Below are 24,956 nucleotides of genomic sequence, written 5' to 3' on the forward strand. Positions count from 1 at the left end.
ATTAACTTTAGCCGTATCGAACTGGATTCAATATTATAATGTCACACGAATCAAAACAAAACTGGGTGGTAAGAGCCCGGTTAAATACCGTGTTCTTACCACCCAGAAAGTCGCTTAAAGTTTCGTCCAATATTTGGGGTTCACTTCAGAACATTAAGTTGTTCTCACCTTTTTTACGTTACTATTTATTTATTTTTTAACTTGGGCGACTAATTTAGCCATCGCTTGGGCTTGGTAAGCTGCGGTTGCTTTTTCAGTTGTTGTTTTGGTTAAAGCTTGTTGTTGTGCGGCCGACATGGTTGGATCTTGCTGCATGGCGTCGGTCAGCGCTGTTTTAACGGCTGCTGTGACGTAAGTTTGTGCGTCTTGTTTCATTTTTGTAGAATCTTGTTTAACTAATTTCTGTAATTCTTTCGCTTGTTGACTACTCAAGGTTAGCCAATCTTTATTGATTGAGAAGGTGTTATAACGTTTGACAACCTTGTGATCGTTGTTAGCAATGCCGAACCACAGTTTATAGCTATTATTTTTATATTCCCAACGGACAGTGCGCGTGGTTACTTTTGGGGTGCCACTAATTGTTTTAACCTGGTTAGCCGCTTTAGTTGGATCAGGGTTCGTTGTGGTCGATTTCTTCTGGACCTTATGCGTTTTATAAATGTAAACGCGGTTCTTACTCGAAGTACCGACATCTTGATAAAGTAATAGCTTCATTTGACTAGATGGCGAAACCGAGATCAAATCGGTTGTCGTGGTGGTTGATACTTTTTTCATGCCAAAGTGATCGCGATCATTAGCCGTAAGGAAAAAGATGGATAACGCTAATAGTGCGGCGAAAATCAGACTAACAATGTTGCGCGTCAGCGGTTTGGCTAGACTGACCATACTGATAAACAATAAAATCGCTAAAATAATAATGACTGCAATAATCATTGATCTTCACCCCCAGCTAATTTCTCATCCGCATTAATACTTTTAGGACTACGAGAACTAACGAAGAATGCTACGATCAGACCGAGGATACAAAAGGCGATCGCGGTCCAGAAAGCAGCGTGATAACCACTAACGGTAGCGTTGATTGCTTGATTCTTATAGTTCAGTGGTGCTGATTTTAATAAGCTTTTACCAGGCATTTGATTGTTGGTTACATTGGTGAGAACACTAACCAAGATCGCCGTCGCGACAGAAGCAGCAACTTGGCGTAAGGTATTGTTAACGGCGGTCCCGTTACTCATTAATTTCAATGGTAAAGCATTCATCCCAGAAGTGGTGACTGGCATCATGCACATCGCGATACCGGCCATCCGAACGGCGTATAAAGTCGTCAGATAGATCACCGGTGTATCTTTAGTGATGAAGGCAAATGGAATCGTGCCGATCGTCAATAAAAACATACCTGTAATGGCCAAACGTTTGGCACCGATCCGATCGAAGATACGACCAGTAATGGGACTCATGACCCCCATCATTAAGGCGCCAGCTAGTAAGGTCAAGCCAGATTCTAAGGCTGAATCACCGCGCACAATTTGCAAGTACATTGGCAAGACCATTTCAACCCCGACCATGGCCATGTAGGAAACAGAGCTTAATAAGGCGGAAATTGAAAATTCACGGTATTTAAAAACGCGTAATTCTAGGAATGGTTTGTCGACGGTTAATTGACGCCAACCAAAAAGTAGGATAAAGACAACCCCAACCACTAAGCTACCAATGACGATGGCGCTGCCCCAACTTTCAGTACCGACTTCAGAGAAGCCATATAAAAGTGTACCGAAGCCGATCGTTGACAATAAGGCGGATAACCAATCTAAATTCTTCTTTTCGGTTGGTAGGACGCTTTTCATGAGCCAGAAACCAGCAATGATAACTAAGAAAACGACAGGGATCAGCATCCCAAAGAGGTCACGCCAAGTATAAGTATCGATCACCCAACCAGAAAGTGTGGGCCCGATCGCGGGTGCGACACCGATAACTAAGCCGGCTAAGCCCATGGCAGTCCCACGACTATTAGCTGGGAAAATCGTTAGCATCAGCGTCTGTAGCAGGGGCATTGTGATACCAACACCGAGGGCTTGGATCAGCCGACCAGTTAGCAGTGTGCCGAAATTAGGCGCCAAGTAACAGGTGACGGTACCAATTAGAAAAATGACCATGGCACTTTCGTATAAAATTTTAGTGTTGATCCGCGTTGTTAACCACGCACTAATTGGGATCATGATCCCATTGACTAACATGAAGCCAGTAGTCAACCACTGTACGGTTGACGTATTAATATCAAAAGCTTTCATTAGTGCTGGATAGGCGGTTGCTAGAATAGTCTGATTGAGTACGGTACAAAAAGTGCCGACTAATAACAGCACCACCAGTAAAGTACGATTATATGGTTTTCCGTTTGCATCAATTGCGTTTCCCAAAATAAGGCTTCCCTTCGGTAGAAGATAATTTAATCAGGCTCCAGTGTAGTTCACTCGTTTTTGATTGTCAACTTGCTTGACACGATTAGTAAAAAATATACAATTGGTGTCAGTCAGAACGACAACAATTGCGAAATAGATAAGGTGGAACTTATGAACAACGAAAATGATTTTATTCAGCGCGTCAGAAAAATTGTCAAGCAAGAAAAGTTTGTGTTGGGTATCGGTGATCTGGCAACAGCTACCGGCGTTTCGCAACGGCAATTACGATATTGGGAAAAGCAGGGTTATATCCGATCTGAGCAAACCACAGGCACGCGCCAGCATCGTAAATATTCTTACGTTACGCTGATGAAGGTGCATATGATCCAATCATACATTGCTTCGGGTTTTACGTTGAATGTGGCTGCAGAAAAATCAGGATTACATGAAGAAATGGCCAACGCATTACGCCGCTTGATTGGTGAACGTTTATTTAGATTTTCGCAGCGTCAAAAATGGGTATGAATTAGACTTCGGCCATATTGAAGGCACATCGATCGCTAAACACTTGATCTTAGTCATGGGAAATGATCAACCACTAGCGTTTGAATTACGGTCAGTAGTCGTGCGCTAAATCGGCTGTGACCATGTTATAATAGTGTGCTAAGAAAAGGGGATGCGGTGGATGACTACAAAAATTGGCGTACGTGAATTAGTTGAATTTGTGCTCCGTTCTGGTGATCTTAACCAGCGCCAAGGTAGCCAAAATACCGCACTCAAAGGGGCACAAATTCATCGGCGCTTGCAAAAACAGCGTGGTGAAAATTATGAAAAAGAAGTCTATCTGAAACAATCAGTAACGATGAGTGATCAAGAGTACATTATTGATGGCCGCGCTGATGGTATTAGCCACACCGATGATAGCCACTACACGATCGAAGAGATCAAAACCTCCGACTTAGAATTTTCTGAAGTTAGCGAAAATATGCTGCGCTTGTATTGGGGTCAGGCACAAGTCTACGGTTATATTTTGGCGCAGCAGCAGGATCTAGCGACCGTCGACTTACAACTAACTTACTTTCAAACCACCAATGAAAAAGTGACGACCAACAAGAAAGAAATGAGCCGCGCTGAACTGACTGAATTTTTTCAGCAACTGATCGCTGAATATGAAGAGTGGCTGGTTCTACGCGCTCAGTGGCGCGCTCAGCGTAATACGACTGTGAAGCAGATCGATTTTCCGTTTCCAGCTTATCGCGCTGGCCAACGAGAGCTGGCGGTGGCCGTTTACAAAACAATTTTGCTGCAGAAGCGGCTATTTGTTGAAGCACCCACGGGAACGGGTAAAACGATTTCTACGTTGTTCCCGGCAGTCAAAGCGCTGGGTGAAGATAAAATTCAGCGCGTCTTTTATTTAACGGCGAAGCAAAGCACACGCCAAGTGGCTGAAGAAGCAGTGGCGTTATTGAGTCAGCAGGGGATGCAATTGAAAAGTATTACGCTGACGGCCAAGGATAAAATTATTTTTGCTGAAGAAGTTGATTTAGCGCCCGAAAAAAATCCGTACATGTTAGGTTATTATGATCGAATCAAGCCGGCGTTAAGGGATTTATTGACTAATGAAAATCAGTTAATGCGACCGGTGATCGAACGCTATGCGCGCAAGCATACGGTGGACCCATTTGAGTTTTCGTTAGATGCCAGCTTATTTGCTGACGTCATTATTTGTGATTATAATTATCTATTTGATCCAATCGTTTACTTACAACGATTTTTCAGCGCGCCCGATAAGGATAATTTTTTCTTGGTCGATGAAGTGCATAATTTAGTGAGCCGTTCACGCGATATGTATTCAGCAAGTGTGAGCAGCCAGACTTTTCAGACTGTTTTGCAACAGGCTAAGGAGAGCACAAGTGCTGGCTCAAGCGCGCTTGAGAAAACGATCCGTAAAGTTAAGCGTGCGCTGACGAAAATCAGTAAACCGTTACGTGATGCTGGGGTAGTAGAAATGACGGGCCAAGCGCCGTTGGGTTCTGTTGATGAAGCACTGGCTGACTGGGTGGCTAAAGTTCATGATTGGTTAGGTGAATATCCTGATAGCCCGCTAGTCGATACTCTGTTGGACGCTTATTTCGCCAGCTTAACTTATTTGAAGATCGCTGATTTGTACAACGAAACTTATCAGTCGTTAGTGACCTATGACAGCAAGTCGCGCCAAACCACGGTGAAGCAACTATGTCTTGATCCTAGTGCTTTTTTGGACCGTGCGCTAAATTTAGGCGCGGGGGCCATCTTATTCTCGGCCACGTTATCGCCGCTCAACTACTATCAAAAAGTGCTGGGGAACAACGCTGATAGTTTAACTTTCCGCTTAGCTTCACCATTTCCGCCACAACATCAAGCACTGCTGGTCACGCCTTATATTCAGACCACTTACCGGCAACGGGAACAAAACTTGGAGCGTATTATCGCTAGTCTGGGTGCATTGGTCAATGCTAAAACAGGCAATTATTTAATTTTCCTACCGTCGTATAGTTATTTAGAAACGGTACACACGGCCTTTCAGGCGGCATACCCGCAAGTAGCGACCACCACTCAAGCGCCGCAGATGAATGAGCTCAAGCGCGCTGAGTTTCTGGAACGGTTTGTCGCTCAAGCGCCGCAAACCTTAGTTGGCTTTTGTGTGCTTGGTGGTATTTTTTCTGAAGGAATCGATTTAAAGGGTGAGCGCTTGATCGGGGTGGCCATCGTTGGTGTCGGCTTACCTGGTTTATCGACCGAGCGTGATTTAGTTCGCGATTATTTTGATGCGCAGCAGGGGACAGGCTTTCAATACGCTTATCAGCTGCCGGGCATGAATCATGTGTTGCAGGCTGCTGGACGCTTGATCCGCGGTAGTCACGATGTTGGCGTGATTTTATTATTGGATCAACGCTTTGCCAGCTCACGCTACACACAATTATTTCCAGCGCACTGGCAACATTTTCAGCGTTGTTATTCAGTGGCCCAATTAACAACACAGATCGACCACTTTTGGCAAATGGTCGCAGCAAAAAATAAAGCTTTGGACTGAGGACGCAGTCTGAGGCGCCATTTATACTAGAACCATTAGCTAGAGGTGGCTTGCAATGTTGTTTGTGAGTGACGCTCAAATAAAAGTGAGGTTATCTATTATGAATGAATTTTTACGGTTAGTTGGAATTATTTTTGTCGGTTTATTGGTGCTATCGTTGGTATTACATTTGATCCCAATCGTTTTTAGTTTGATTTTTAAATTGATTTTTGCCGCAATTTTGATCGGTGGAATTGTCTGGGGCGTTAATTGGTTACGCCGCGCCCGTAATTAGGTTACCAGTCGTTAACTTTTGCGTATAAATGCTATCGTTTCTGGCCTTTTGTCGGTATAATGGGGAGTGGACTAGAGCCGGAAAGTGAGGTGGCGCGCAATGAATTCGATTTTAATCGATTTAGAAACTGCCCAACAGCAGCATTTATTGATCAATATCTATCAAGAAACACAAGAAGTTGTTTATACCGGCTATGTCACGACAGTCAATGATACTGCAGTCGTAATGGATACTTACGACGATGGCGGCTTGCGTGATGGGGCCGTTTATTTAGGACTGACAATGATCAGCGAAGTCGAGTTAGCAGGTCAGGACTTGACCAACATGGCTTTTCGTATCAAAAATGCGCAGTTAGAGCAATTCATCAAGCTAACGCCGCAACCACTTTCGCTTAATGATAAATTCGCATTACTTCCACAAATATTGCAAACGGGGTTGAACCAACAATACTTTATGTTGTTGATCCTGACCAATGGCGAAACTTTCTTAGAAGGGATCATCGCCAAAGTAACGACTGATACCGTGACGGTCAACGTTTTCGATAAATTTGATTTCAGTAGTCAGCGCACGGTCACTATTGCGCTTAACGATATTCAAATTGTTGAATTGCAAGGTAAGGAATTAACCTTAGTGGGTAAGTTTATGCGTGAAGTGCCGGCTAAACAGCATCTAGAATCAGTTGATTTTACGGTGCCAACTGTGATCGAGCAGCAATTACGTTTAGCGCAAAAAGGTCATGAATTGTTGTTGATCTATACCAGTAACGATGATGATAATTTCTTTGTGGGCACGGTAAATACGCTTAACCAAACGTCGGTGTTATTCAATTTGATCGATATGAATGGTCAATTTGGTGGTTATGTACTCCTAAAGCTTACGGAGATCCAGCGGTTGACCACCAGTGCTGACTATTTGCAATTGATGAATTTCTTTATAAAAGTCAATCAGCAGCGGCATTTTATGAAACAGCCAGTGCTTAATGATGAGCGTTTATTTGATGGGACGACTGACTTGTTTGCTAGTTTGATCCAGCAAGCGCGGGTATTTGCCCGGGTCATTCGGCTCCGGTTGCGCAATGATGTCGCAACCTTTACTGGGGTCCCCTTACGTTTTGACGGTGACCTAGTCACGATGCGGATCATCACTAGCACTGAAGTTGATGATGACGATGGAGATTTTGAAGTGGAAGATCAAGTCAGCTTTTCACTGGATAATGTTGGTGAATTGGCTTTTGATTATTTGGACGCCTATCTGACTGAGCGCCAGATCAAGGAAAATGGTGACTTGTAACGGTTTAAACGCGGGACAAAAGGCGAAATAACGTCTTTTATTCCGCATTTTACATATAATTTTTGAAATGAGGTACATACTTTTGTTAGATATTATTAAAGCAGTGATTCTTGGTATTGTTGAAGGGATCACTGAGTTTTTGCCGATCAGTTCTACTGGACATATTGTGTTGGTCAACGAATTTATTCAATTGCACGAATCCAAAGCTTTCATCGATATGTTCAATGTGGTGATTCAATTAGGGGCGATCATGGCGGTAGTCGTCTTTTATTTCCACAAATTAAATCCACTATCTGGGCGCAAAACGTCGCTGGAACGGTCGCAAACGTGGACGTTGTGGTGGAAAGTGTTGTTGGCAGTTATTCCGTCAGTTATCGTGGGGCTACCATTAAACGATTGGATGGATGCACATTTGATGAACTGGGCGGTGGTTTCCGCAACCTTGATCATCTACGGGATTTTGTTCATCGTTATTGAAAACCACAATAAAGGGCTGACGCCAAAGTTTACCGACCTTAACACCTTACCTTACAGAACGGCGTTATTTATCGGTGTTTTCCAATTGCTTTCATTGATTCCTGGGACTTCCCGTTCTGGAGCAACGATTTTAGGGGCGATCATTATTGGTGCTTCCCGCTATGTTGCAACGGAGTTCTCTTTCTTTATGGCGATCCCAACCATGCTGGGCGCCTCAGTATTGAAAATACTTAAATTTTACATGCACGGTAACAGTCTAGTTGGCTTACAAAGTGTTGTTCTGTTGGTTGGCGTGATCGTTTCGTTTATCGTCGCTTACCTGTCAATTCGTTTCTTGCTCAATTACATCAAGAAAAACGACTTCAAGGCCTTTGGCTGGTACCGAATCGTTTTAGGGATTCTCGTGATCGGGTACTTCGTGCTTTTTAGATAAGCGGAGAAAGTTGCCTGATGGCCCACGTTTCAACGATACTATTCAGAAAAGTGAAAAGCGGCCGTGACTTGTCACGGTCGCTTTTTGTGCGTTCATTTAAGCGCGCTTGTGCTAGAATAGAGTCTATGAACGAAGGGGGCAGCGTTGAATGGCTAAAATGCAAGATCTGCGGCAGCGGCTAGATTTTCTGGTGCTATCGATTCTTATGAACGCCGCTGGTAACGCGCTGACGATTTCAACTCATCTGGGTAGCGCCGTCTGGACAGGCTCCTCGGTCAACTTGTCGAATTGGATCCATATTCCACTGGGGACTACGTTGTTTATTTACGGCATCGTGATTACTTTTGCCAATCAATTGTTGCTCGGACACTTTGATCGGCGCCGTTTCTTTTCCAATCTACTATACGCGATCCCATTTAGTTATTTAGTTTCGTTGTTTACATTCGGCTGGAATTGGATCGGCATCGCACAATTAAACTTACTTTCCCGGCTACTGTTGGATACGTTGGGTATTTTAACTGTTTCTGCGGCGGTGTCGATCTATCAGCGCGCCAACATTTTAATGCACCCTAACGATGATCTGTCGTATATTCTGCGTTTTAAATTTTTAAAAGGCTCGGCAATTCTAGGTCAGTGGGTCAGCTACGCACCACCGTTGTTGATCACTTTGTTGGCGTTCATTGCCACTGGTAAATTAGATGCGATCGGCTACGGCACTGTTTTGGCGCTAGTCGCGCAGGGCGCACTAATGAAATGGTCAGACGTCCATGTTTTCCCACAATTGAAGCATCACGTCGATCTTTAAATATGCGTTAGAAGTGGCATAAATAGCTATCAAGTAATGTTAAGCGCGGATTCAAGCGCGCTTGAATTTAAATAAGTGCGCAAAAATACCCCACAAATCGTGGGGTATTTTGTTATCTAACGGGGCAGGCGCCACTTTCACAATCAGTTTGATCGACTAATACTTGATCTTTTTGTTCTTGCTGATTTTGGTGCGCGAAGACTGCTTCAACGTTACCGCTGATCTCAGCGCAGCGTGCGGTGTAAGTTGCTGCATCAATTGGTTCCTTAGGGGCTTGTTTAAAGTCAGCGCCGCTATAAGGCAACATTGAGGTTGACTTAGTCGTATGCCGGTATTGCTTGAGTAACGGTGCTAATTGATCAGCTTCGCTAGGCTGGAACGTTGCTGTACAGCTAACGGCGTTGTCCGACCAATAAGTTTGCAAGAAAGCTTGAGTGGCGAATTGTTCAGCGACCGAAACGCTGCCGGCCGAAGCAAAGTTCGGGTTATCAGCGTTAGCGGCCTTAACTGGAAATTCGACACACATCGTACTATCAGTATAAACATCAGGTTCGATATGGTAGCCGCAAGCTTTCAAGGCCGGTAACAAAGGATCACTATCTTGGAAACGAATCCGCTGGATCAAGTAGCCAGCATAATGGAAATGCATCCCTTCGGAAACCCCAGCTAATTTAGCGACTGTGCCCGATGGTTTAACGGTCGTGTGCTTGATCGATGGTTGGCAACCAAGCGTGGCAGAGTAATCCTGATCAGCTTTAACGATCGCCTGATACAAAGCAGTGAAGCGCTGAACAGCTTTAGGATCATAAACTGGCTTCTGGATCGTTTCGCCAGATTTAGGATCAACGCTAGGTGTGAAGTCAGTGACCACGCGCTGACCAAATTCGTCAAGGATCCAATCTTGAATCCCCGACATGGAAATACCGATGCGGCGATTTTGGGCGATCATTTTCTGCGAAACTTCCCAGTCATAATGACTGAACGTGATCCGTTTAGTGTAGCGGGTGCCTAGTGCAAAGGCGTTCTCAAGCTGCCAGCCTTGTTCTTCGGCGACCGCGGGGAACACTTCAAATAAATTACAAGGTTCACCGTTACTCAGCGAAATTTCGCCGCAAGGATTGGTGCCCTCAACGCTACCATCAATGCCTTCTTGGCGCCCATCGATGATTCGACCGTAATTTTTTGAGAGTTCTAAATTAACGATGCCGGGCTCGCCGTTATGCAAAATGGAATCAGCAACTGGCGCATAATCAGTGAAACTTGAGTCAACCGCAATACTATTATTGGATGCCCAACGATGGTGGTAGAGCTTTTTTTGGTCTTGTTTCATCGTGATGAAATCCTCGTCTGCAGCGCCGCCTAACGCTAGTTCAGCTGAACGGCGAACGTTGCCGGCGACCACTGCCTTACCGATCATGTTGCCCAGATCAGTGCATTCAACGCTAGTTAATTGGCGGCCAGCAGCTTCATTTAAAACAGCGTTACTGTCGAATAACATACTGATCAATGGCATGGGTCCAGAAGCCGTTCCGCCGAAACCATGGATCCGCGCGTTTTTAGGTCGAATTTGAGTTATATCTAAGGTCACTTGTTGCACTTGGGTCGGGTTGGTCGCTGTAAAATGCGCATCGATCATGTGGGCGTTAGCTAGGACCCAGCCTTCGCGGGTGTCGGGTAATTCATAATATAAGCTATCCGCAGCCTTATTTTCGGCTAACCATTGATCACGGTCAACGGCGCCTAAAGCCAAGGCGTCAGCGTAGGAGCTACTTTCTTTGCCGATCAAAATATTGAGCTTAATATTAGCGGCGACTGGCGGTAACTGGCTGATATTAGTTGGCACAACGGAGAAACCAACGCCGCCGCCTTTCATCAACTGATCGAACATAAATGAAAATGGCATTGAAACAGCGGGCTGCTCAGGATCTAAATAGTCAGGCACGATATGGCTATGACCATAGGCTTGTGGCCGGATCGCGATGAACCAACAATTATTCAAAGCGTCACCGTTGCGCTTCTGGTACTCAGTTCCGGAGATCCACAAATTGCGGCCAGAAGGTGTGGCGCCTAAACCATAGATCAGGCGATAAAGTTGTTGCGCTTCAGTGGTTAGCTCTTCGAATAATTCGGGTGTCGTAGCACCACTTTGTAGCCGCGGATCGAGATTGACATTGCCTTCGACCACACGTTTAACCGTTTCAAACCATTCCTCAGTCCGATTTTGTTCCGGAATCCAGCGTGCATAAGTACGCTTATATGTAACCCAGCCTAATTTGCCCCAATGTGGCTGAATAGCTTGTTTCGTTTGTTCAATAAAGTCGTTAGTTAAACCAATTTTAATTGGCGTTGCTGTCATTTGCATATATAGTGCCTCCGTTCAAGTGAATACATTATATAGTAGCATGATTTTTAACAGGACACCATATATGCCATAAAATGAAAGCGCGAGGGAAACAAGTGGTGGCGCTGGTTAACCGCTTTAAAACTTTTTTTGAGAAATGGTTGTAAGCGATTCCTAACCTGTGCTATACTGGCGTCATTCTAGTAAAACGTTTTACTTAAACTATTATTTATAGGAGGTTGAGTATAAATGCTGATGATTTTGGTCGCGTTGGTGCCTGCGTTAATGTGGGGTAACCAGGGTGTTATTTCAACTAAATTAGGCGGATCGCCAGCTAAACAAACGCTGGGAATTACCTACGGCGCTTTGATTTTTGCTTTAATATTGATGGTCGTCCATCACGTGGCCATTCCTGGTCGTGTTTGGTGGGTCGGTATTGCGGCAGGCGCGTGCTGGACTTGGGGAAACTTCCAACAATTCAACGCGCTACGCGATATGGGCGTTTCCAAAGCTTATCCGTTATCGTGTGCGATGCAACTAATTGTAAACGCTGCAGTAGCCGCTTTGTTCTTTCAAGAATGGCATACTCCGCAAAAAGTGATGTGGGGCATTATCGCAGTTGTGTTAGTTGCAATTGGTGGCTTGTTCGTTTCCTTCCGGGATCGCCAAGTCCGCGGACCTGAACAAAGCGGCAATACTGCTGCCGGTTGGCGTGCGTTAGCTTTGTCTACACTGGGTTTTGGCGTTTATTCGACAATTCCTAAGTTTTATCAGCACGCACAGCTCGGGCAAGTTGACGCCGCAACCTTACAGGCGCAAATGAGTTGGGGGTTGTTGTTGCCGGAAGCAATTGGCATGGTGCTGGCCGGGTTATTATTTGCCCGCTTGGTCGCCAAAGAAGTCGGCGATTATAAGCATAAATATACGCTTAAAAATACGCTCACCGGACTCGCTTGGGCGTTAGGTAATTTATGCATGCTGATCGCCTCAATGTCCGCGCTAGGTTTGGCGACGGCCTATACCATGTCACAAATGAGTTCCGCGGTGGCCGCAGTCGGTGGCGTTTGGTTATTGCATGAAAGTAAAACGCACCGTGAAAAGTGGGGCATGATTTGCGGCGTTATCTTAGTCATTTTAGGTGGCGTTATTATTGCCAATGTTTAATAATAGCGTTGAGTCTCAGCCTTAAATAGCATAAGCTTAAGGCAAAGAGAACACGAGGATGGTAGCCATGAATCAAAATAATAAGCCAACAATTAAGGATGTCTCGCGAAAAGCGGGGTTTTCGATCACCACTGTGTCACAAATTTTAAATCACAAAGGCCAGCGCTTTCCCCCGGAAACGCAGCGCTTGGTGCAAGCGGCAGCTGAGGAACTCGGTTATGTGGCCAACTTTTCAGCACGTAATACTCGGCTAGCAACCCAACAGCGCACAATTGGCGTGTTAGTGCCGCAAATTCAGAATCCTTTTTTCGGTAATTTATTTCGGGGTATTCAGGATTATATCTATAATGAGGCGATCGATGCGATTTTGGTCAGCACAGACAGCGACCAACGCAAGGCCCACCGTTACTTGGAACATTTGATCCAGCGCTCGGTGGACGGTTTTATTATTGCGACCCAACTTGATAGCCAAGATCCGTTGTTGCAAAAATTACAGCGGATGCACATTCCTTACGTGTTGCTTGATCAAAATGAAGGCGATGAAGTCGGCGATCAGATCATTGTCAATGAGCAACAAGGTGGCCATTTGGTGGCGGAACATTTAGCGGCGGTCAAGCAAGGGCCAATTATTTTAGTGGTGCCGCAACAGCAGTCCAGCAATATTCAAACGCGGATCGCAGCGGTACGGGCAGGTTTGGCGCAGCATCAGATCCCTGCCGCCGCCATCTACGATTATCAGGTGGCGGATCTGACAAAATTAGCCGGAACCGCCGTGGGCAAACAAATCATGGCGGATTTCGCTGGCGTGTCGGCATTAACGATTTGGGCAGTGGATGATGAAGTCGCGATCGGCATAACTAAAGCGATCCAGCAGGCACATAAGCAGATCCCGGCAACGGTTAAGCTGATGGGTTATGATGATACCGATTATGCGGAATACCTTAATTTGACCACGATCCACCAACCAATTACGACAATGGGCCATAAAGCAGCTGAATTATTGAAAGAACGATTGGAAGATCCAACTCGTTTGCGGCAAGTCATTATTAATGATGTTAAATTAATTCAGCGCGGATCAACTAAATAAGCGGGCAACCGTTAGTATTTTAGTAAAACGATTTACTTAAACAATAAGGAGCTAAAACTCATGGCAAAACAAATTACAGTCCTTGGCAGTTTAAATTTAGATATTCATATTCCACTGGCACATATGCCAGCACAAGGCGAAACGATGAGCCTAAGCCAAGCTAGTTCACACGCAGCTGGCGGTAAAGGCGCCAACCAAGCAGTGGCGGCCCAACGTTTAGGCGCACAAGTCCATTTTATTGGTGCGACGGGCGCAGATGATGCCGGTAAAATGTTACGCGATAAATGTCAGCGCGAAGGCATCGATACCAGTGCGATCAGCGTTTTAGCTGAGCAAAATACCGGCCAGGCCTTTATCGTTTTGGAGCCAGACGGACACAATACGATCATGGTCGAAGGCGGCGCAAATCGGCAGGTCAGTGTGGCCGCAATTGAAGCAGTAGCCGCACAAATTCGCCAAAGTGATATTTTGATCGCACAATTGGAAACTAATTTTGAACCAATTATTGCTGCGTTTAAAATTGCGCGCGCAGCAGGCGTGGTAACGATCCTTAATCCAGCACCGGCGAATAATTCGGTGCCCGCTGAATTGTTGCAACTCACTGATGTGATCGCGCCGAATGAAACCGAAGCGTTGCGCTTAACTGGATTACCAGTGGATACTACGGCTGACTTCGCTGCCATCGCGGCTGTATTCGCAGCGAAAGGCGTGAAAAATACGTTGATCACACTTGGCGCACGCGGCGTTTATTATAACGTTGCTGGCCGCACCGGCGTGGTTGCCGCCCATAACGTGGTCCACCCGACAGACACAACAGCAGCGGGTGACACTTTTATCGGCGCAATGGCCGCACAATTGCAGCCAGATATGAGCAATATCGAAGCCGCGATTGAATTTGCCAACGTCGCATCGTCATTGACGGTACAACGTGCCGGCGCCATGGATTCGATTCCATTAAAAGCCGAAGTCGCCGCGGTCCTAGCGTAAACATACTCTAATTTTAAGGAGGAAACTTAATTATGAAAAAATCAGGTGTATTCAATTCGCAGATCGCCGGCGTTTTAGCCGATATGGGCCATTTTGATACGATCTCGATCGGTGATGCCGGGATGCCAGTACCGCCGAACTGCAAAAAAATCGATTTGTGCGTCACCATGGGCGAACCCAAATTTATTGACGTTTTGCAGAATGTTTTAACCGAATTAGAAGTCCAACGCCTCTACCTGGCCGAAGAAATTAAAAAAGAAAATCCCCAGCAAGCGGCGGCGATCAAGGCTTTATTACCGACTGTACCGGTAACTTATATGCCGCACGCTGAAATGAAGCAAGCTTTGGGTAAGGCGAATAATAAAGCATTTATCCGAACCGGCGAATGCTCGCCTTACAGTAATATCATGCTGGAAAGCGGCGTTATTTTTTAATAACTGATCTAGATGTGTGCCCAAGGGCGGGGTTAACTGCTGCTGGGCACACTTTTTTGTTGCGAACAGTTCGCTTGCCAAGTCTTCGTGCTTACCGGTATACTGGACAAGATTGCGTCAAATAGTGAACGTGATTTGAAACTAATTTAAGCTGCGTTGGGAAAGTGCGGCGCGGTTAGCGTAAACGTGCAAAAAAAGACAGATCATTCCATATAGCTACACTGGTCAAACGATTCACTATTGCCCAGTTAGGCTATATTCCAGAATCTAAGCGTCTTTTTTTGACACTCTAATAAAAAGGAGCGTGGTCAAGGTGACAACGAAAGCAAAACGAGCGATTCTTATTTTGATTTTTAGTGAGTTTTTGGTTTGTTTAGGCATTGGGTTAGTGATTCCAGTAATGCCATTCATCAAAAATGAACTACATTTAAGCGCAACGGATATGGGGATCATGAGCGCGCTGTTTGCGTTTGCGCAATTTGTGGCCTCGCCGATCATTGGGCGCGTATCTGATCGCATCGGCCGTAAGCCAGTATTGGCCGCCGGTTTATTCCTTTTTATGGTATCGGAAGCCTTATTTGCGTTGACCAATGAATTGTACATGTTCAATATTTCGCGGCTCGTCGGTGGCTTGTCGGCGGCGATGGTGGCACCGACCGCAATGGCAATGGCCGCCGATATCACTACGCGCAGCCAACGCGCCAAGGTGATCGGCTGGCTGTCAGCCGCGTTCAGTGGCGGTTTGATCCTGGGGCCAGGACTAGGTGGCTTGCTGGCGAACATCGACTATAAGGCGCCATTCTGGAGCGCGGCGGTGCTAGGCTTGCTAAGTACGATCGCCTTGCTGCTGCTGTTGCCCAAGGAAGAAGAATTGTTGGCTGACGACGTGACGGTTGCTAAATCAGGAGCACCAGCTAAAGGCAATATGCGGGCGTTCATGACTAAATCAGTGATCCTGCTGTTCGTGATGATCTTAGTCTCTTCTTTTGGCCTCCAAGGCTTTGAAAGTATTTACAGCATTTACGTCAACGAAGTGTTCCATTTCACGTTGGGCAACATCGCGTTAGTTCTGACGCTGAATGGCTTGATCTCGCTATTCATGCAGGTCGCGTTATTCGATCGTTTAGTCATCAGATTCAATGAAACCCGCGTGATCCGCTACTGTTTCTTTTTCAGTTTTGTCGGCACGATCTGGATCATTTTAGCTCATAGCAAATGGGAAGTCGTAGTGGCGACCTTGATCGTCTTCACCGCGTTTGACTTGCTACGGCCAGCGATCACCACTTTGTTGACCAAAGCTAGTTCCGGTAACCAAGGCTTGATCAACGGCTTGAATATGTCGCTGACCAGTGTCGGTAACGTCATCGGCCCGATCATGTCCGGCGCGCTGCTGGATATGAATTATCACTATCCTTATCTGGTGGTGACTGTCTTCTTGATCGCATCATTTGGGCTCACTTATTTAATTCGGATGAACACCGGCAGCAAGGCTGTGGGAAATTAGAATTGCCGGGATAGTGGAGGCGAAAAAAATGCTGAACAATAAACCTGTTTCAGAATTAAGAAACTACAAGCAATTATTAGCCGAAGTCACACTCGATCAACCAGTAATTTTAACGAAAAATGGTTATGGTAAATACGCAGTAGTTAATTTAGAGGCTTACGATCGTTTTCAAGCTAGCCTTGCGCTACTGAAGGACCTAAAAGCAGCTGAAAAAGAACCAACGCGTGATACCAATGCTGTTTTTACTGATTTATTAAAGGATTTATAGTAAATGAGTTATACCAAAAAATACCGATAATGTAGTTTTTCTGGGTTCTTTCTGAAGTTTGGCTGTAGGCAGAATTAGTTAGCTTTCATTCCGGCGCCAGTGGACGGAACGAGTGGCGCGTTGGCGAGCTAATTTTTCCTAGATAAACCCAAAAGCGGACGGAAAAATGGATCTCGCCAGCCACGCATAGTTCTAAATGGCACAACCCGCCATCAAGAACTATCGACACATCTGGTCCACTGGCGCCTCCATTCCAGCAGGCAACGGTTGAGCGTTTAATTATCGGCTGTTTAAGTGGCAAACTTAGTGATGATCAGAATACGAAAACACCGGTAAAACAGTTAAAAGCTGTTTTGCCGGTGTTTCTATGCGCATATAATCTACTTGAAAACTACGAGCCTCTAACAACTGTCGGTTAATCCTAATTGAGCTAACTAAATGTTTAACCCAATCCATGAAATAGTGATCTAGCGCTGCCAAGGTGAAATGGAGGCGCTGGCGTATCAGCTGTGTCGATGGTATTTGGTGACCGAATTATGGTCGCCTAGTACCATGCGCGATTGACAAGATCCATTTTCTTTTCCGATTGGGTTTAATTGGAAAGAAAATTAGCTTGCCAACGCGCCACGCGTTCCATACGCCAGCGCCGAAATGGAACCAAACTAAATCTGCTCACGAGTTAATATAAAACAGCCAAACTACAGAAAGCGCCTTTTTCTAGCTGCGAAGTGCTTCATAATTGTTAAACAAGCAATAATTGAACGTTCAACTATTGCCTGCCGAAACGGAAGCTAACGCACATTGCTAATAGATCCCCATAATTACGAAGTAGCAGGTTAATGCTCAGGAGCTAAAAGTTTTATGTCACGCTTTTTTAGTCGTTCATTGCTTTTTCGATATTTGCTAAGGTCACTTGGCTGGTTTCGGTGAAATTAATGGCTGCGTCATGTAACAGTTCAGCGTCGCCGATCCCAACGGAAGTTTCACCAGCGGCGTTGATGCCGGCGATCCCAGCGGCAGCGTCTTCGAGCCCGATACATTGGGCTGGCATTAGGTCGAGCAGCTGTGCGGCCTTAACGAAGATCTCGGGATCAGGCTTACCGTATTGTAAGGTGGCTGGGTCAACCGCCTTAGTGAAATAATCGCTAAGCCCGATCTTAGCTAAGATCGTTGGGGCGTTTTTCGAGGCTGACGCTAAGGAAATACCGTAACCTTTAGCCTTGAGGTCGGCGAGAAAGTCAGCCATTCCTGGCAAAATATCCTTAGCACTCATATTTTGGATCAACTGGACATAATTCGCATTTTTTTCGGCGGCTAAGGCTTCCTTTTCAGCGGCGGAATAATTACCGGCTAAGCCACCTTTTTTCAGGATCATTTCTAGCGCGTCCATCCGGCTGATTCCTTTGACAGCGTCGCCAAGTCCGGGATATTCGACGCCTAATTTATCAGCTAATTGACCCCAAGCTTGCGCGTGGTAGCGGGAAGTATCCGTGATAACACCGTCTAAATCAAATACGAAGCCTTTAATATCTGTAAATTTTACCATGTCGTTTTCCTCCTATTAGTTAGCTTTTGCGATCGCGGTTAGTGGCTGACCTTGGTAATCCACTGTGAGCGGTTTGTTTGCGGTCAGCAATAGTTCGTGATCGGCCACGTGAATTTTCGCTGTTTGGTCGGCTGTGACGGTGATCGCTTTTTGCGTGATCTGGAAATGGTACTGCGTGCCGCGGAAATATTGGCGAAAGGCGATGCTACGCCAATGTGCCGGTAGGTTAGGCGCGATCGTGACGATGTCGGTTAATTCGTCGACGCCGGCATAGTTACGCGTTTCCAGCATTAGCGTTGCCGCCATGACGCCGAGATGGATCCCTTCGGCAGTGGTGCCACCTTGAATATCGTAGTAATCCGACAGCAGTGCTTGGGAAAATAGGTGCCACGATTGATCCATATTGCCATCGACTAAGGTTAAGACGGCGTAAACGATCCGCGATAAGGTTGAGCCGTGCGTCGTTCGATCGAGGTAATACTCGATATTGCGAGTCAAGAAGCCAGCCGGTAAGTCGTAGCCCATTTGTTTCAGAATTTGATTGACGTGGGTCAAGTCGAAGTTGTAAAAAGCCATCAGTGCATCGGCTTGCTTAGCGACTTGATAGGCATCAGGTGTGTGGCCCTCAGCCTTCAAAATGCGATCCATCCGTGAAATATCGCCGTACTTTTTGCGATAGTTTTCAAAGTTCAACGATGGTAGCTTGAAGTAGCCTTCAAATTGACCAATCACGCCCGCCGAATCAACCTCTAAGGTTAAGCGGTGGCCAATGTTGGCCATTTTTTTGTACAAGGTGTCATTGATGCCGGCTTGTTGTAAAGCCTTAGTGAACGCGGCTTCAGGCACCACATTGCCGCGCAGATAATCAATAGTTTCAAATAGCCAGCTGACCATAATATTAGTGTAAGCATTGTTGGTCAAGCCTTCTTCGTCACTATTGGGGTAGCCTTCGTGGAATTCATCTGGGCCCATTACTTTTTTGATATCGTAGCGCTTGGTGGTTGGATTATATTCAGCCTTGCTGATCCAGAAGCGGGCGATATCCAGCAACATTTGAATGCCGTAACTTTGCATGAATTCACGGTCGTTGGCTAAATGATAATAAGTCCAAACGTTGTAGGCAACAGCTAAGGAAACGTGGCGCTGTAGGCGGCTGTTGTCAGGATCCCATTGCTGCGTCAGTGGATTTAGATGGACAAATTGCGACTGTTCATCGCCGTCTTGCCCTGATTGCCACGGGAACATAGCGCCTTGATAGCCTTCACTAGCGGCATACTTTTTCGCTGCTTCTAGGCGGTGATAACGGTACATCAGTAGTTGGCGGGCTAACTTAGGATAGTGCAGGGTATAGAAGGGGATAACAAACATTTCATCCCAGAAAACGTGGCCGCGGTAGGCTTCACCGTGTAAGCCGCGGGCGCCGATCGATGCATCCAAATGCTGATTCGCAACTTCAGTGGCCGACACGAAAGTATGGAAAATGTTGACCCGAGTCAGCTTCTGACTGGTTAGATCGCCTTCGATTTGAATATCAGCGTTGCGCCAAATATCCTGCCAAAAGTCGTCGCTGTGCTGTTCGCTGGCGCTAAAGGAGGCTTGGTGTAACTCTGTGGTGGTGGCGTTCATTAAGTCCGCTTCCGGCGTTTCTAAACTAGTGAAGATCGCCACGTTTTTCTCAAAGGTATACGACTGATTCTGGGTCACATCAAGCGATAATTCTTGTCTAATGATATCTGGTTGGTTGTGCGTTGTTTGTTTAGCCGCGCTATCATTGCAACTGACTAATTTGCTGCCAACGACGAATTTAATTTTTGATTGTTTCGTTTGGCCGGCGAGGTAGGCTTCCTGACCGGCGGTGCTCATTTCTGTGACGTCAATATGGCGTGAATTCAGGTTGCGGTAACGTTCAACGTTGCTATTGATCACACTGCCATCGATCTCAGAATAAATTTGCAGGCTACCGGAAAAATTCAGCGGCGTTAATTGGTAACGCAACGCATACTGATGCCAATTGTGCATGTCGGCAACCTTGGTGGTCACTACTCTAAGTGCGTGGCCAGTCGCTAATTGAACTAGCATCGTCGTCCGCAACTCACCTGTTTGCAGGTCGAGACTACGGTAAATATCCTGAATATTTTCCTTTTTGATGGTAAAGGGGGTTTGGTGATCGACGCTAAAAGTTAAATACTGTGCATTCGGCAAGTTGACCAGATCTTCATTAACGACATCACGGTCATTGATTTTGGTGGTCAATTGATTGTAAAAGCCGGCAACATAAGTCCCGGGATAGTTGTTGTCATCGGCTTTAGCTTCAACGTAGCTACCGCGCAAGCCGAAAAAGCCATTACCCAGTGTTAACATCGATTCTTGACCATAATTACGTTTGCCGGTGTATTGACCGTAATAATCCAAATGCCACTGATTATAGGTTTGTTTACGCGCGGCGGCTTTGGTTAAGCCTAATGTTTTCACAGTTTGCTGGCTAACGACAGGCACGTTGAGCATATTGGTCAAGGCCAATCCAATATCGATCCGCTGATGGTTGATCCCGACGATCGTATCGGAAAATTCATAGGCTAATGGATTTTCGATCACGGCGACATCGAAATTAATGCCAACAAGTCGTTCGCGAATTTTTTCTAAGTTGTCACCAATACTTTGGCGCGGATCATAGGCGATCACGCTTTGTTGGCGTTGGTGGCTGGCCCGTTCATAGGCCAGCACGATTGCATCATCAGTGACCCGTAATGAAATAACTTTCACAATATCCACTATCCTTCCAATAATATGCGGCCAAAACCTGGCCTACGTGTTCAACAAAAAGGTGTCCGCTGGTTGTCACATGAATAAAGTTCTATGTGATAAAACGAACACCCGCTACTAATAATATTAGAACGCAAATTTTTATTTAGCAACTTTTAGGCGTTTTTAAGTGGCACGGTAACTGGCATGTCCTGACTTAAGTCACAGGCTTGTTGTTGACAGTAAATGGTTAGCGGCGCGCCGCTTAATAAGATGAAGCGGGCCGTTTCTTGATTGATATCGACATCGAGCTGGCGGTTGCGGTATTTAATTTTAAAGCTGAGCCGGAACCAGCTAGCCGGCAATTGTGGGGCAAAAGTTAAGCCTTCCATGCCAAAGTGCATACCGGCAAAACCATAAACTAGTGACAACCAGCTGCCCCCCATGTTAGCGGCGTGGATGCCATCTTCAGAGTTGCCTTGCAGATCGGTTAAGTCAGTCAAGGCCGTGTCCATGAAGTAAGCTTGGGCTTTTTTCGAGTCATCGATCCGATTGGCTAAAATGCTGAAAATCGCCCGCGATAGCGATGAATCATGAGTGGTGATGCCTTCGTAATAATTATAATCACGGCGTAATTGAGCTTGATCTTGATCCAATGGGAACAAAAAGTCACTCATCAAAGTGTCAGCTTGCTTATTGACCTGATAACGGTAAAGGACCAGGGGATGATAATGAAGTAACAATGGGAAGTTGGCGGCAGGCTCATTTTCAATATCAAAGCGTGGTCGATTTAGCGCATTATCGTCCTGTAACTTAATTTGGTGCTTTTCGTCATAAGGCAGGTACATATCGGCGGCGGCTTGCTTAAAGTTAGCGATCTCTTCGTCGGTGACTGCCAATTCAGTTAATTTATCCGGCGCTAACTGCTGCAGTTTGACCGCGTATTTAACGGCTAAACGCATGTTGTGCTGCGCCATTCGGTTGGTGTAGTAATTGTTGTCGATCAACGCCGTATACTCGTCAGGCCCAGTGACACGATTGATCACGAAATGGCCAGCTTGGGGGCCGTGCTCGCCATAATTACCGTACGCCAGCCAAAAGCGCGCTGTCTCTAGAATTAATTCAAAGCCGGCGCTGATCAAGAAATCAGTATCGTTAGTGGCACGAATATATTGGTCGGTGGCGTAGGCAATGTCCGCGTTGATGTGGACCTGAGCGGTGCCAGCTGGGAAATAGGCGCTGGCTTCTTCACCATTGATCGTGCGCCAGGGAAAGAGGGCGCCAGACTTGATCGCCATTTCTCGAGCGCGCTGACCGGCTGCCCCCAACGTGGCGTAGCGGTAACTGAGTAACGCTTTGGCAATTTTCGGCTGCGTATAAATGAAAAACGGTAGCATATACATTTCCGTATCCCAGAAATAGTGGCCTTCGTAGCCGGAACCCGTTAGGCCCTTCGCTGGGATATCAGTGCGGTGATCACGGCCAGCTGCTTGATAAAGATGATACAAATTGAAGCGGATCCCCTTTTGCAGGATCGGATCGCCTTCAATAATAACATCGCTGTCCTGCCAAAATTGCTGGGTCCGTGCCGCTGAAGCCGTAAATAGATCAGAGAAAGTTCGATTTTTCAAGCGCGCTAGAGATTTGTCAATGTAGTGTGTTTGGTTCAATTTAAAGGCTAATAAGTTGTGGATCTCGCCTAGTGAATAACCAAAGGTAAATTGGGCGCTTCGGTCAGGCGTTAGCTCAAGCTGAATTTCATAATTCGGTACGTTGGCGTGTGCGTTCAATTGGACGCGCGGATCGCTACCGAGGTATTCCATGGTCATTAATAAGCCTAACTGACTTTTTTGGGTACTAAATTGCATCGTTGGCGCAGTTGATGGCAGATAGGTTTGAATCAGCGTGTTACCGCGTTGGGCGCGCCGTACGTCTTCAGCGCCGCGGGGGATCTGCTGATCAACGTAGTCGTGCTGCTTAATAATGGTGAGCGGGCCGCTAAAGTTTAAGGCGCGGACATCATAGCGAACGACGTACAAATGGCGATCAGCCTGCGAAGCAAAAGATTCCATGGTCAACGCGAATTTCTTAGCCGTAGGCATGGTGACGTGGAAAGTTTCCAGCAACAAGCCACTGGCCATGTCCCAAGTTTTGTCGATCATTTCAACTTGATAAGCCGTTTGATCAGAGCGAACACCGTCGACGCTAAAAATTAGGTAGCGTGGATCTGGTAGTTCGCAGATCGTCTGATTATTGTGGGCATAGCCGAAATAAGCTTCGCCATATTGGATCGGGCTTAAATCATAAAAGCCGTTAACTAATAGCCCTGGGGTCCCGGGATAAGCCGGCGAGTTGCCCTGTAGTGGATTACTGGCGCGGACGCCTAAATGGCCATTGCCTAATGCATAAATTGTTTCCACAAAACCAGGTGACTTGTGTTTCAGTTGTTGTAAGTGAATTTGATACTGTTCGTCAACGGACATAGAATTCCTCCTCTACTGCAAAATTAAGCTGCTCGATGCTTCAAGTCTAACACGGGTACTGAACTAACGCTCACGATTTACATAGCCAATTTACTTTTGCTGGTGGGCTAAATCGGCGTTGCGCAAAGCTAGTTGCGAAAAAGTCGGCGTTTAGCTGGGCCTGAGTTTCAGCAGATAGCGGTTGCGGACTTGTATAAAGATAAGCGCGCTTTCTAGCGCGCTTGAAAATCGGTGTCAGTCCAGCTGCAGCCACCGTTTGCAGCAATAATTGTGGCTTAGCGCAGGGACTGTTCCACTTCTGGCTGGCTAAAAAATTAGTGGTGGCGCTGGCGGCGGTGATCAAATGCGAGCGGCGCAATAATTCTAAGGCGACGCTACCGCCAAAACCTTGACCGCAGGCGCCGACTTGAGTTAACAGAATATGAGCTTGCAAATGAGCGCTATTGATTTGGCGCGGCGCCAGTAGCCGTTCCACCACTAGTAAACTTTGCTTAACGGCTTGTTTGTTGGCGGCAACGAGCGGCTGATGGGTGGTTAACCATTGCGGATAATCAGTCGGCGTTACCGCGGTCCGATTTGGAAACTGTAACTGACAGACAATATTGCCCGCCGCTGCTAAAGCTTGGCTACTAGTATTAGTTAGATTTAATGCTAAAATCAGTGGAAATTTGCCGGTCATTATTGGTGCCTGCATACCAGCTTTTTGGGCTGGATAATAGGCACGCCAAGGGAAGCGCACGGAGTGATCAAGTTGCGGTAAATCATAAAATGAATCGATATAGCCGACCTGCATAATGGACGTCGCCACCTAAAATTAATTTTTACTGAGAGTCACTTATAATCTTAATAAGAAATAGAACTTTTTGCTTGAAATTTGCTTGCTAAATGTTGATAATAGCTAAATGCGTAAAATTAGTTGGCGCAAACCGCTAACTAATTTAACCGCAAGCTCGATCGAAAGTGACTTTTCAGTCACGCGCTAGCTTAACGATAAACCCTAGTGGCGTAGCGTTAAACGAAAATTCTAATATTGAACAGGGGACCTACATTATGACAACAACTTATTTACGACAAGCAAGAACCGCCGATCTACCCGTCATTATGAAAATTATAAATGAAGCGAAAGCATACTTAAAGCAACAAAATGTTGATCAGTGGCAGCACGGCTATCCTGAACAAAGCGATATGACGGCCGATGTTGCTGCGGGGTTAAATTATGTATTGATCCGCGATGATGTCATCGTGGGCACGGCTACTTTGCAACGCGGCATCGATGACAACTATAAAGTGATCGAGCAAGGTACTTGGCGTGGTGCGGCTGAAGCGACTTATACGTCAATTCATCGCATCGCGGTTGCTGCCGGTTACCGCGGCCAACATTTGTCAGAAACGCTGATCACTAATTTATTGACCTTGTCGCTACAACTGGGTTACGCCGATGTGCGCATCGATACGCATCCGGAAAACGTCGGCATGCAGCACGTGATCAAGCAAAACGGCTTCGAGTATCGTGGTATTATCTACATGCACGAACCAAAAGAACCACGTTACGCGTACCAATTACAGCTGAAGTAAAAATTATAGGGAGCTGAACCTGAACTTAGCGGTTCTTGCTGAAGTTTAGTTAGGTACAGAATTGATTAGCTTCCATT

At 46.0% G+C, this 24,956-nt stretch carries 21 protein-coding genes; 14 read left to right on the forward strand and 7 right to left on the reverse strand.

Features of this window, described 5'->3' with window-relative positions:
* On the forward strand, nt 1-118 hold a 118-nt coding region (locus EKM76_RS06725), incomplete at its 5' end, for an IS3 family transposase (protein ID WP_164507606.1).
* Between the two features lie 71 nt (nt 119-189).
* On the opposite strand, the gene EKM76_RS06730 is transcribed toward EKM76_RS06725, so the two are convergent.
* Together EKM76_RS06730 and EKM76_RS06735 are read right to left on the reverse strand one after the other, a co-directional pair.
* A complete protein-coding gene (locus tag EKM76_RS06730; protein ID WP_125549925.1) occupies nt 190-933 on the reverse strand; it encodes a DUF4811 domain-containing protein in 744 nt (247 codons plus the stop codon).
* A complete protein-coding gene (locus EKM76_RS06735; RefSeq protein ID WP_125549926.1) occupies nt 930-2,414 on the reverse strand; it encodes an MDR family MFS transporter in 1,485 nt (494 codons plus the stop codon). The genes EKM76_RS06730 and EKM76_RS06735 overlap by 4 nt, the downstream gene beginning before the upstream one ends.
* Before the next feature lie 153 nt (nt 2,415-2,567).
* On the opposite strand from EKM76_RS06735, the gene EKM76_RS06740 reads away from it, so the two are divergent.
* The 6 genes from EKM76_RS06740 to EKM76_RS06760 all read left to right on the forward strand — a co-directional run bounded on the left by EKM76_RS06740 (nt 2,568) and on the right by EKM76_RS06760 (nt 8,748).
* Entirely contained in the window at nt 2,568-2,921 is a 354-nt protein-coding gene (locus EKM76_RS06740) for a MerR family transcriptional regulator (RefSeq protein WP_125549927.1), read from the forward strand.
* A 160-nt stretch (nt 2,922-3,081) separates the two neighbouring features.
* Nucleotides 3,082-5,469 carry an ATP-dependent DNA helicase gene (locus EKM76_RS06745; RefSeq protein WP_125549928.1) on the forward strand — a complete coding sequence of 796 codons (2,388 nt, stop codon included), beginning with the start codon at nt 3,082-3,084 and terminating at the stop codon, nt 5,467-5,469.
* 100 nt (nt 5,470-5,569) lie between these two features.
* Complete coding sequence (locus EKM76_RS13455; protein WP_164507613.1) at nt 5,570-5,743, forward strand: hypothetical protein; 174 nt, start codon at nt 5,570-5,572, stop codon at nt 5,741-5,743.
* A 99-nt stretch (nt 5,744-5,842) separates the two neighbouring features.
* Nucleotides 5,843-7,033 (forward strand): hypothetical protein, encoded by a 1,191-nt coding sequence (locus EKM76_RS06750; RefSeq protein ID WP_125549929.1) that lies wholly within the window; start codon nt 5,843-5,845, stop codon nt 7,031-7,033.
* 82 nt (nt 7,034-7,115) lie between these two features.
* On the forward strand, nt 7,116-7,943 hold the full coding sequence (locus EKM76_RS06755) for an undecaprenyl-diphosphate phosphatase (protein WP_125549930.1): 828 nt from the start codon (nt 7,116-7,118) through the stop codon (nt 7,941-7,943).
* Between the two features lie 148 nt (nt 7,944-8,091).
* On the forward strand, nt 8,092-8,748 hold the full coding sequence (locus EKM76_RS06760) for a hypothetical protein (protein WP_125549931.1): 657 nt from the start codon (nt 8,092-8,094) through the stop codon (nt 8,746-8,748).
* 112 nt (nt 8,749-8,860) lie between these two features.
* Here the strand turns inward: EKM76_RS06760 and nrdJ are convergent, their stop codons facing one another.
* The gene (nrdJ, locus tag EKM76_RS06765; RefSeq protein ID WP_125549932.1) at nt 8,861-11,110 is read right to left on the reverse strand and encodes a ribonucleoside-triphosphate reductase, adenosylcobalamin-dependent; all 2,250 of its coding nucleotides are present in this window, start codon (nt 11,108-11,110) and stop codon (nt 8,861-8,863) included.
* Between the two features lie 228 nt (nt 11,111-11,338).
* Between nrdJ and EKM76_RS06770 the strand changes: the two genes are divergently transcribed.
* The 6 genes from EKM76_RS06770 to EKM76_RS06795 all read left to right on the forward strand — a co-directional run bounded on the left by EKM76_RS06770 (nt 11,339) and on the right by EKM76_RS06795 (nt 16,533).
* Nucleotides 11,339-12,253 (forward strand): GRP family sugar transporter, encoded by a 915-nt coding sequence (locus EKM76_RS06770; protein WP_125549933.1) that lies wholly within the window; start codon nt 11,339-11,341, stop codon nt 12,251-12,253.
* 67 nt (nt 12,254-12,320) lie between these two features.
* Nucleotides 12,321-13,340 (forward strand): LacI family DNA-binding transcriptional regulator, encoded by a 1,020-nt coding sequence (locus EKM76_RS06775; RefSeq protein WP_164507614.1) that lies wholly within the window; start codon nt 12,321-12,323, stop codon nt 13,338-13,340.
* A gap of 60 nt (nt 13,341-13,400) precedes the next feature.
* Nucleotides 13,401-14,327, forward strand: a complete 927-nt coding sequence (gene rbsK, locus EKM76_RS06780) for a ribokinase (RefSeq protein ID WP_125549935.1) — start codon at nt 13,401-13,403, stop codon at nt 14,325-14,327.
* A 32-nt stretch (nt 14,328-14,359) separates the two neighbouring features.
* Complete coding sequence (gene rbsD / locus EKM76_RS06785) at nt 14,360-14,761, forward strand: D-ribose pyranase (protein WP_125549936.1); 402 nt, start codon at nt 14,360-14,362, stop codon at nt 14,759-14,761.
* Nucleotides 14,762-15,074: 313 nt separating this feature from the next.
* Nucleotides 15,075-16,265: an MFS transporter gene (locus EKM76_RS06790; protein ID WP_125549937.1), complete on the forward strand. Its 1,191-nt coding sequence runs from the start codon at nt 15,075-15,077 to the stop codon at nt 16,263-16,265.
* Nucleotides 16,266-16,293: 28 nt separating this feature from the next.
* A complete protein-coding gene (locus EKM76_RS06795; RefSeq protein WP_125549938.1) occupies nt 16,294-16,533 on the forward strand; it encodes a type II toxin-antitoxin system prevent-host-death family antitoxin in 240 nt (79 codons plus the stop codon).
* A gap of 874 nt (nt 16,534-17,407) precedes the next feature.
* Here EKM76_RS06795 and pgmB read toward each other — a convergent pair.
* From pgmB to EKM76_RS06815, 4 genes are all read right to left on the reverse strand, one after another.
* Nucleotides 17,408-18,079, reverse strand: a complete 672-nt coding sequence (pgmB, locus tag EKM76_RS06800) for a beta-phosphoglucomutase (protein ID WP_125549939.1) — start codon at nt 18,077-18,079, stop codon at nt 17,408-17,410.
* Nucleotides 18,080-18,094: 15 nt separating this feature from the next.
* Nucleotides 18,095-20,842 (reverse strand): glycoside hydrolase family 65 protein, encoded by a 2,748-nt coding sequence (locus tag EKM76_RS06805; RefSeq protein ID WP_125549940.1) that lies wholly within the window; start codon nt 20,840-20,842, stop codon nt 18,095-18,097.
* 155 nt (nt 20,843-20,997) lie between these two features.
* Nucleotides 20,998-23,304 carry a glycoside hydrolase family 65 protein gene (locus EKM76_RS06810; RefSeq protein ID WP_125549941.1) on the reverse strand — a complete coding sequence of 769 codons (2,307 nt, stop codon included), beginning with the start codon at nt 23,302-23,304 and terminating at the stop codon, nt 20,998-21,000.
* Between the two features lie 70 nt (nt 23,305-23,374).
* Complete coding sequence (locus EKM76_RS06815) at nt 23,375-24,097, reverse strand: hypothetical protein (protein WP_125549942.1); 723 nt, start codon at nt 24,095-24,097, stop codon at nt 23,375-23,377.
* 257 nt (nt 24,098-24,354) lie between these two features.
* Here EKM76_RS06815 and EKM76_RS06820 point away from each other — a divergent pair, with 257 nt between their 5' ends.
* Nucleotides 24,355-24,879: a GNAT family N-acetyltransferase gene (locus EKM76_RS06820; RefSeq protein ID WP_125549943.1), complete on the forward strand. Its 525-nt coding sequence runs from the start codon at nt 24,355-24,357 to the stop codon at nt 24,877-24,879.
* Nucleotides 24,880-24,956 lie beyond the last annotated feature (77 nt).

It is taken from the genome of Loigolactobacillus zhaoyuanensis (assembly GCF_003946385.1).
GTDB lineage: Bacteria > Bacillota > Bacilli > Lactobacillales > Lactobacillaceae > Loigolactobacillus > Loigolactobacillus zhaoyuanensis.

Bases quoted from the DNA above. Each gene is read 5' to 3' on its own strand.
- EKM76_RS06730 (WP_125549925.1), bottom strand. From the start codon at position 933: ATGATTATTGCAGTCATTATTATTTTAGCGATTTTATTGTTTATCAGT.
- EKM76_RS06740 (WP_125549927.1), top strand. From the start codon at position 2,568: ATGAACAACGAAAATGATTTTATTCAGCGCGTCAGAAAAATTGTCAAG.
- EKM76_RS06745 (WP_125549928.1), top strand. From the start codon at position 3,082: ATGACTACAAAAATTGGCGTACGTGAATTAGTTGAATTTGTGCTCCGT.
- EKM76_RS13455 (WP_164507613.1), top strand. From the start codon at position 5,570: ATGAATGAATTTTTACGGTTAGTTGGAATTATTTTTGTCGGTTTATTG.
- EKM76_RS06750 (WP_125549929.1), top strand. From the start codon at position 5,843: ATGAATTCGATTTTAATCGATTTAGAAACTGCCCAACAGCAGCATTTA.
- EKM76_RS06760 (WP_125549931.1), top strand. From the start codon at position 8,092: ATGGCTAAAATGCAAGATCTGCGGCAGCGGCTAGATTTTCTGGTGCTA.
- nrdJ (WP_125549932.1), bottom strand. From the start codon at position 11,110: ATGCAAATGACAGCAACGCCAATTAAAATTGGTTTAACTAACGACTTT.
- EKM76_RS06770 (WP_125549933.1), top strand. From the start codon at position 11,339: ATGCTGATGATTTTGGTCGCGTTGGTGCCTGCGTTAATGTGGGGTAAC.
- EKM76_RS06775 (WP_164507614.1), top strand. From the start codon at position 12,321: ATGAATCAAAATAATAAGCCAACAATTAAGGATGTCTCGCGAAAAGCG.
- rbsK (WP_125549935.1), top strand. From the start codon at position 13,401: ATGGCAAAACAAATTACAGTCCTTGGCAGTTTAAATTTAGATATTCAT.
- rbsD (WP_125549936.1), top strand. From the start codon at position 14,360: ATGAAAAAATCAGGTGTATTCAATTCGCAGATCGCCGGCGTTTTAGCC.
- EKM76_RS06795 (WP_125549938.1), top strand. From the start codon at position 16,294: ATGCTGAACAATAAACCTGTTTCAGAATTAAGAAACTACAAGCAATTA.
- pgmB (WP_125549939.1), bottom strand. From the start codon at position 18,079: ATGGTAAAATTTACAGATATTAAAGGCTTCGTATTTGATTTAGACGGT.
- EKM76_RS06810 (WP_125549941.1), bottom strand. From the start codon at position 23,304: ATGTCCGTTGACGAACAGTATCAAATTCACTTACAACAACTGAAACAC.
- EKM76_RS06815 (WP_125549942.1), bottom strand. From the start codon at position 24,097: ATGCAGGTCGGCTATATCGATTCATTTTATGATTTACCGCAACTTGAT.
- EKM76_RS06820 (WP_125549943.1), top strand. From the start codon at position 24,355: ATGACAACAACTTATTTACGACAAGCAAGAACCGCCGATCTACCCGTC.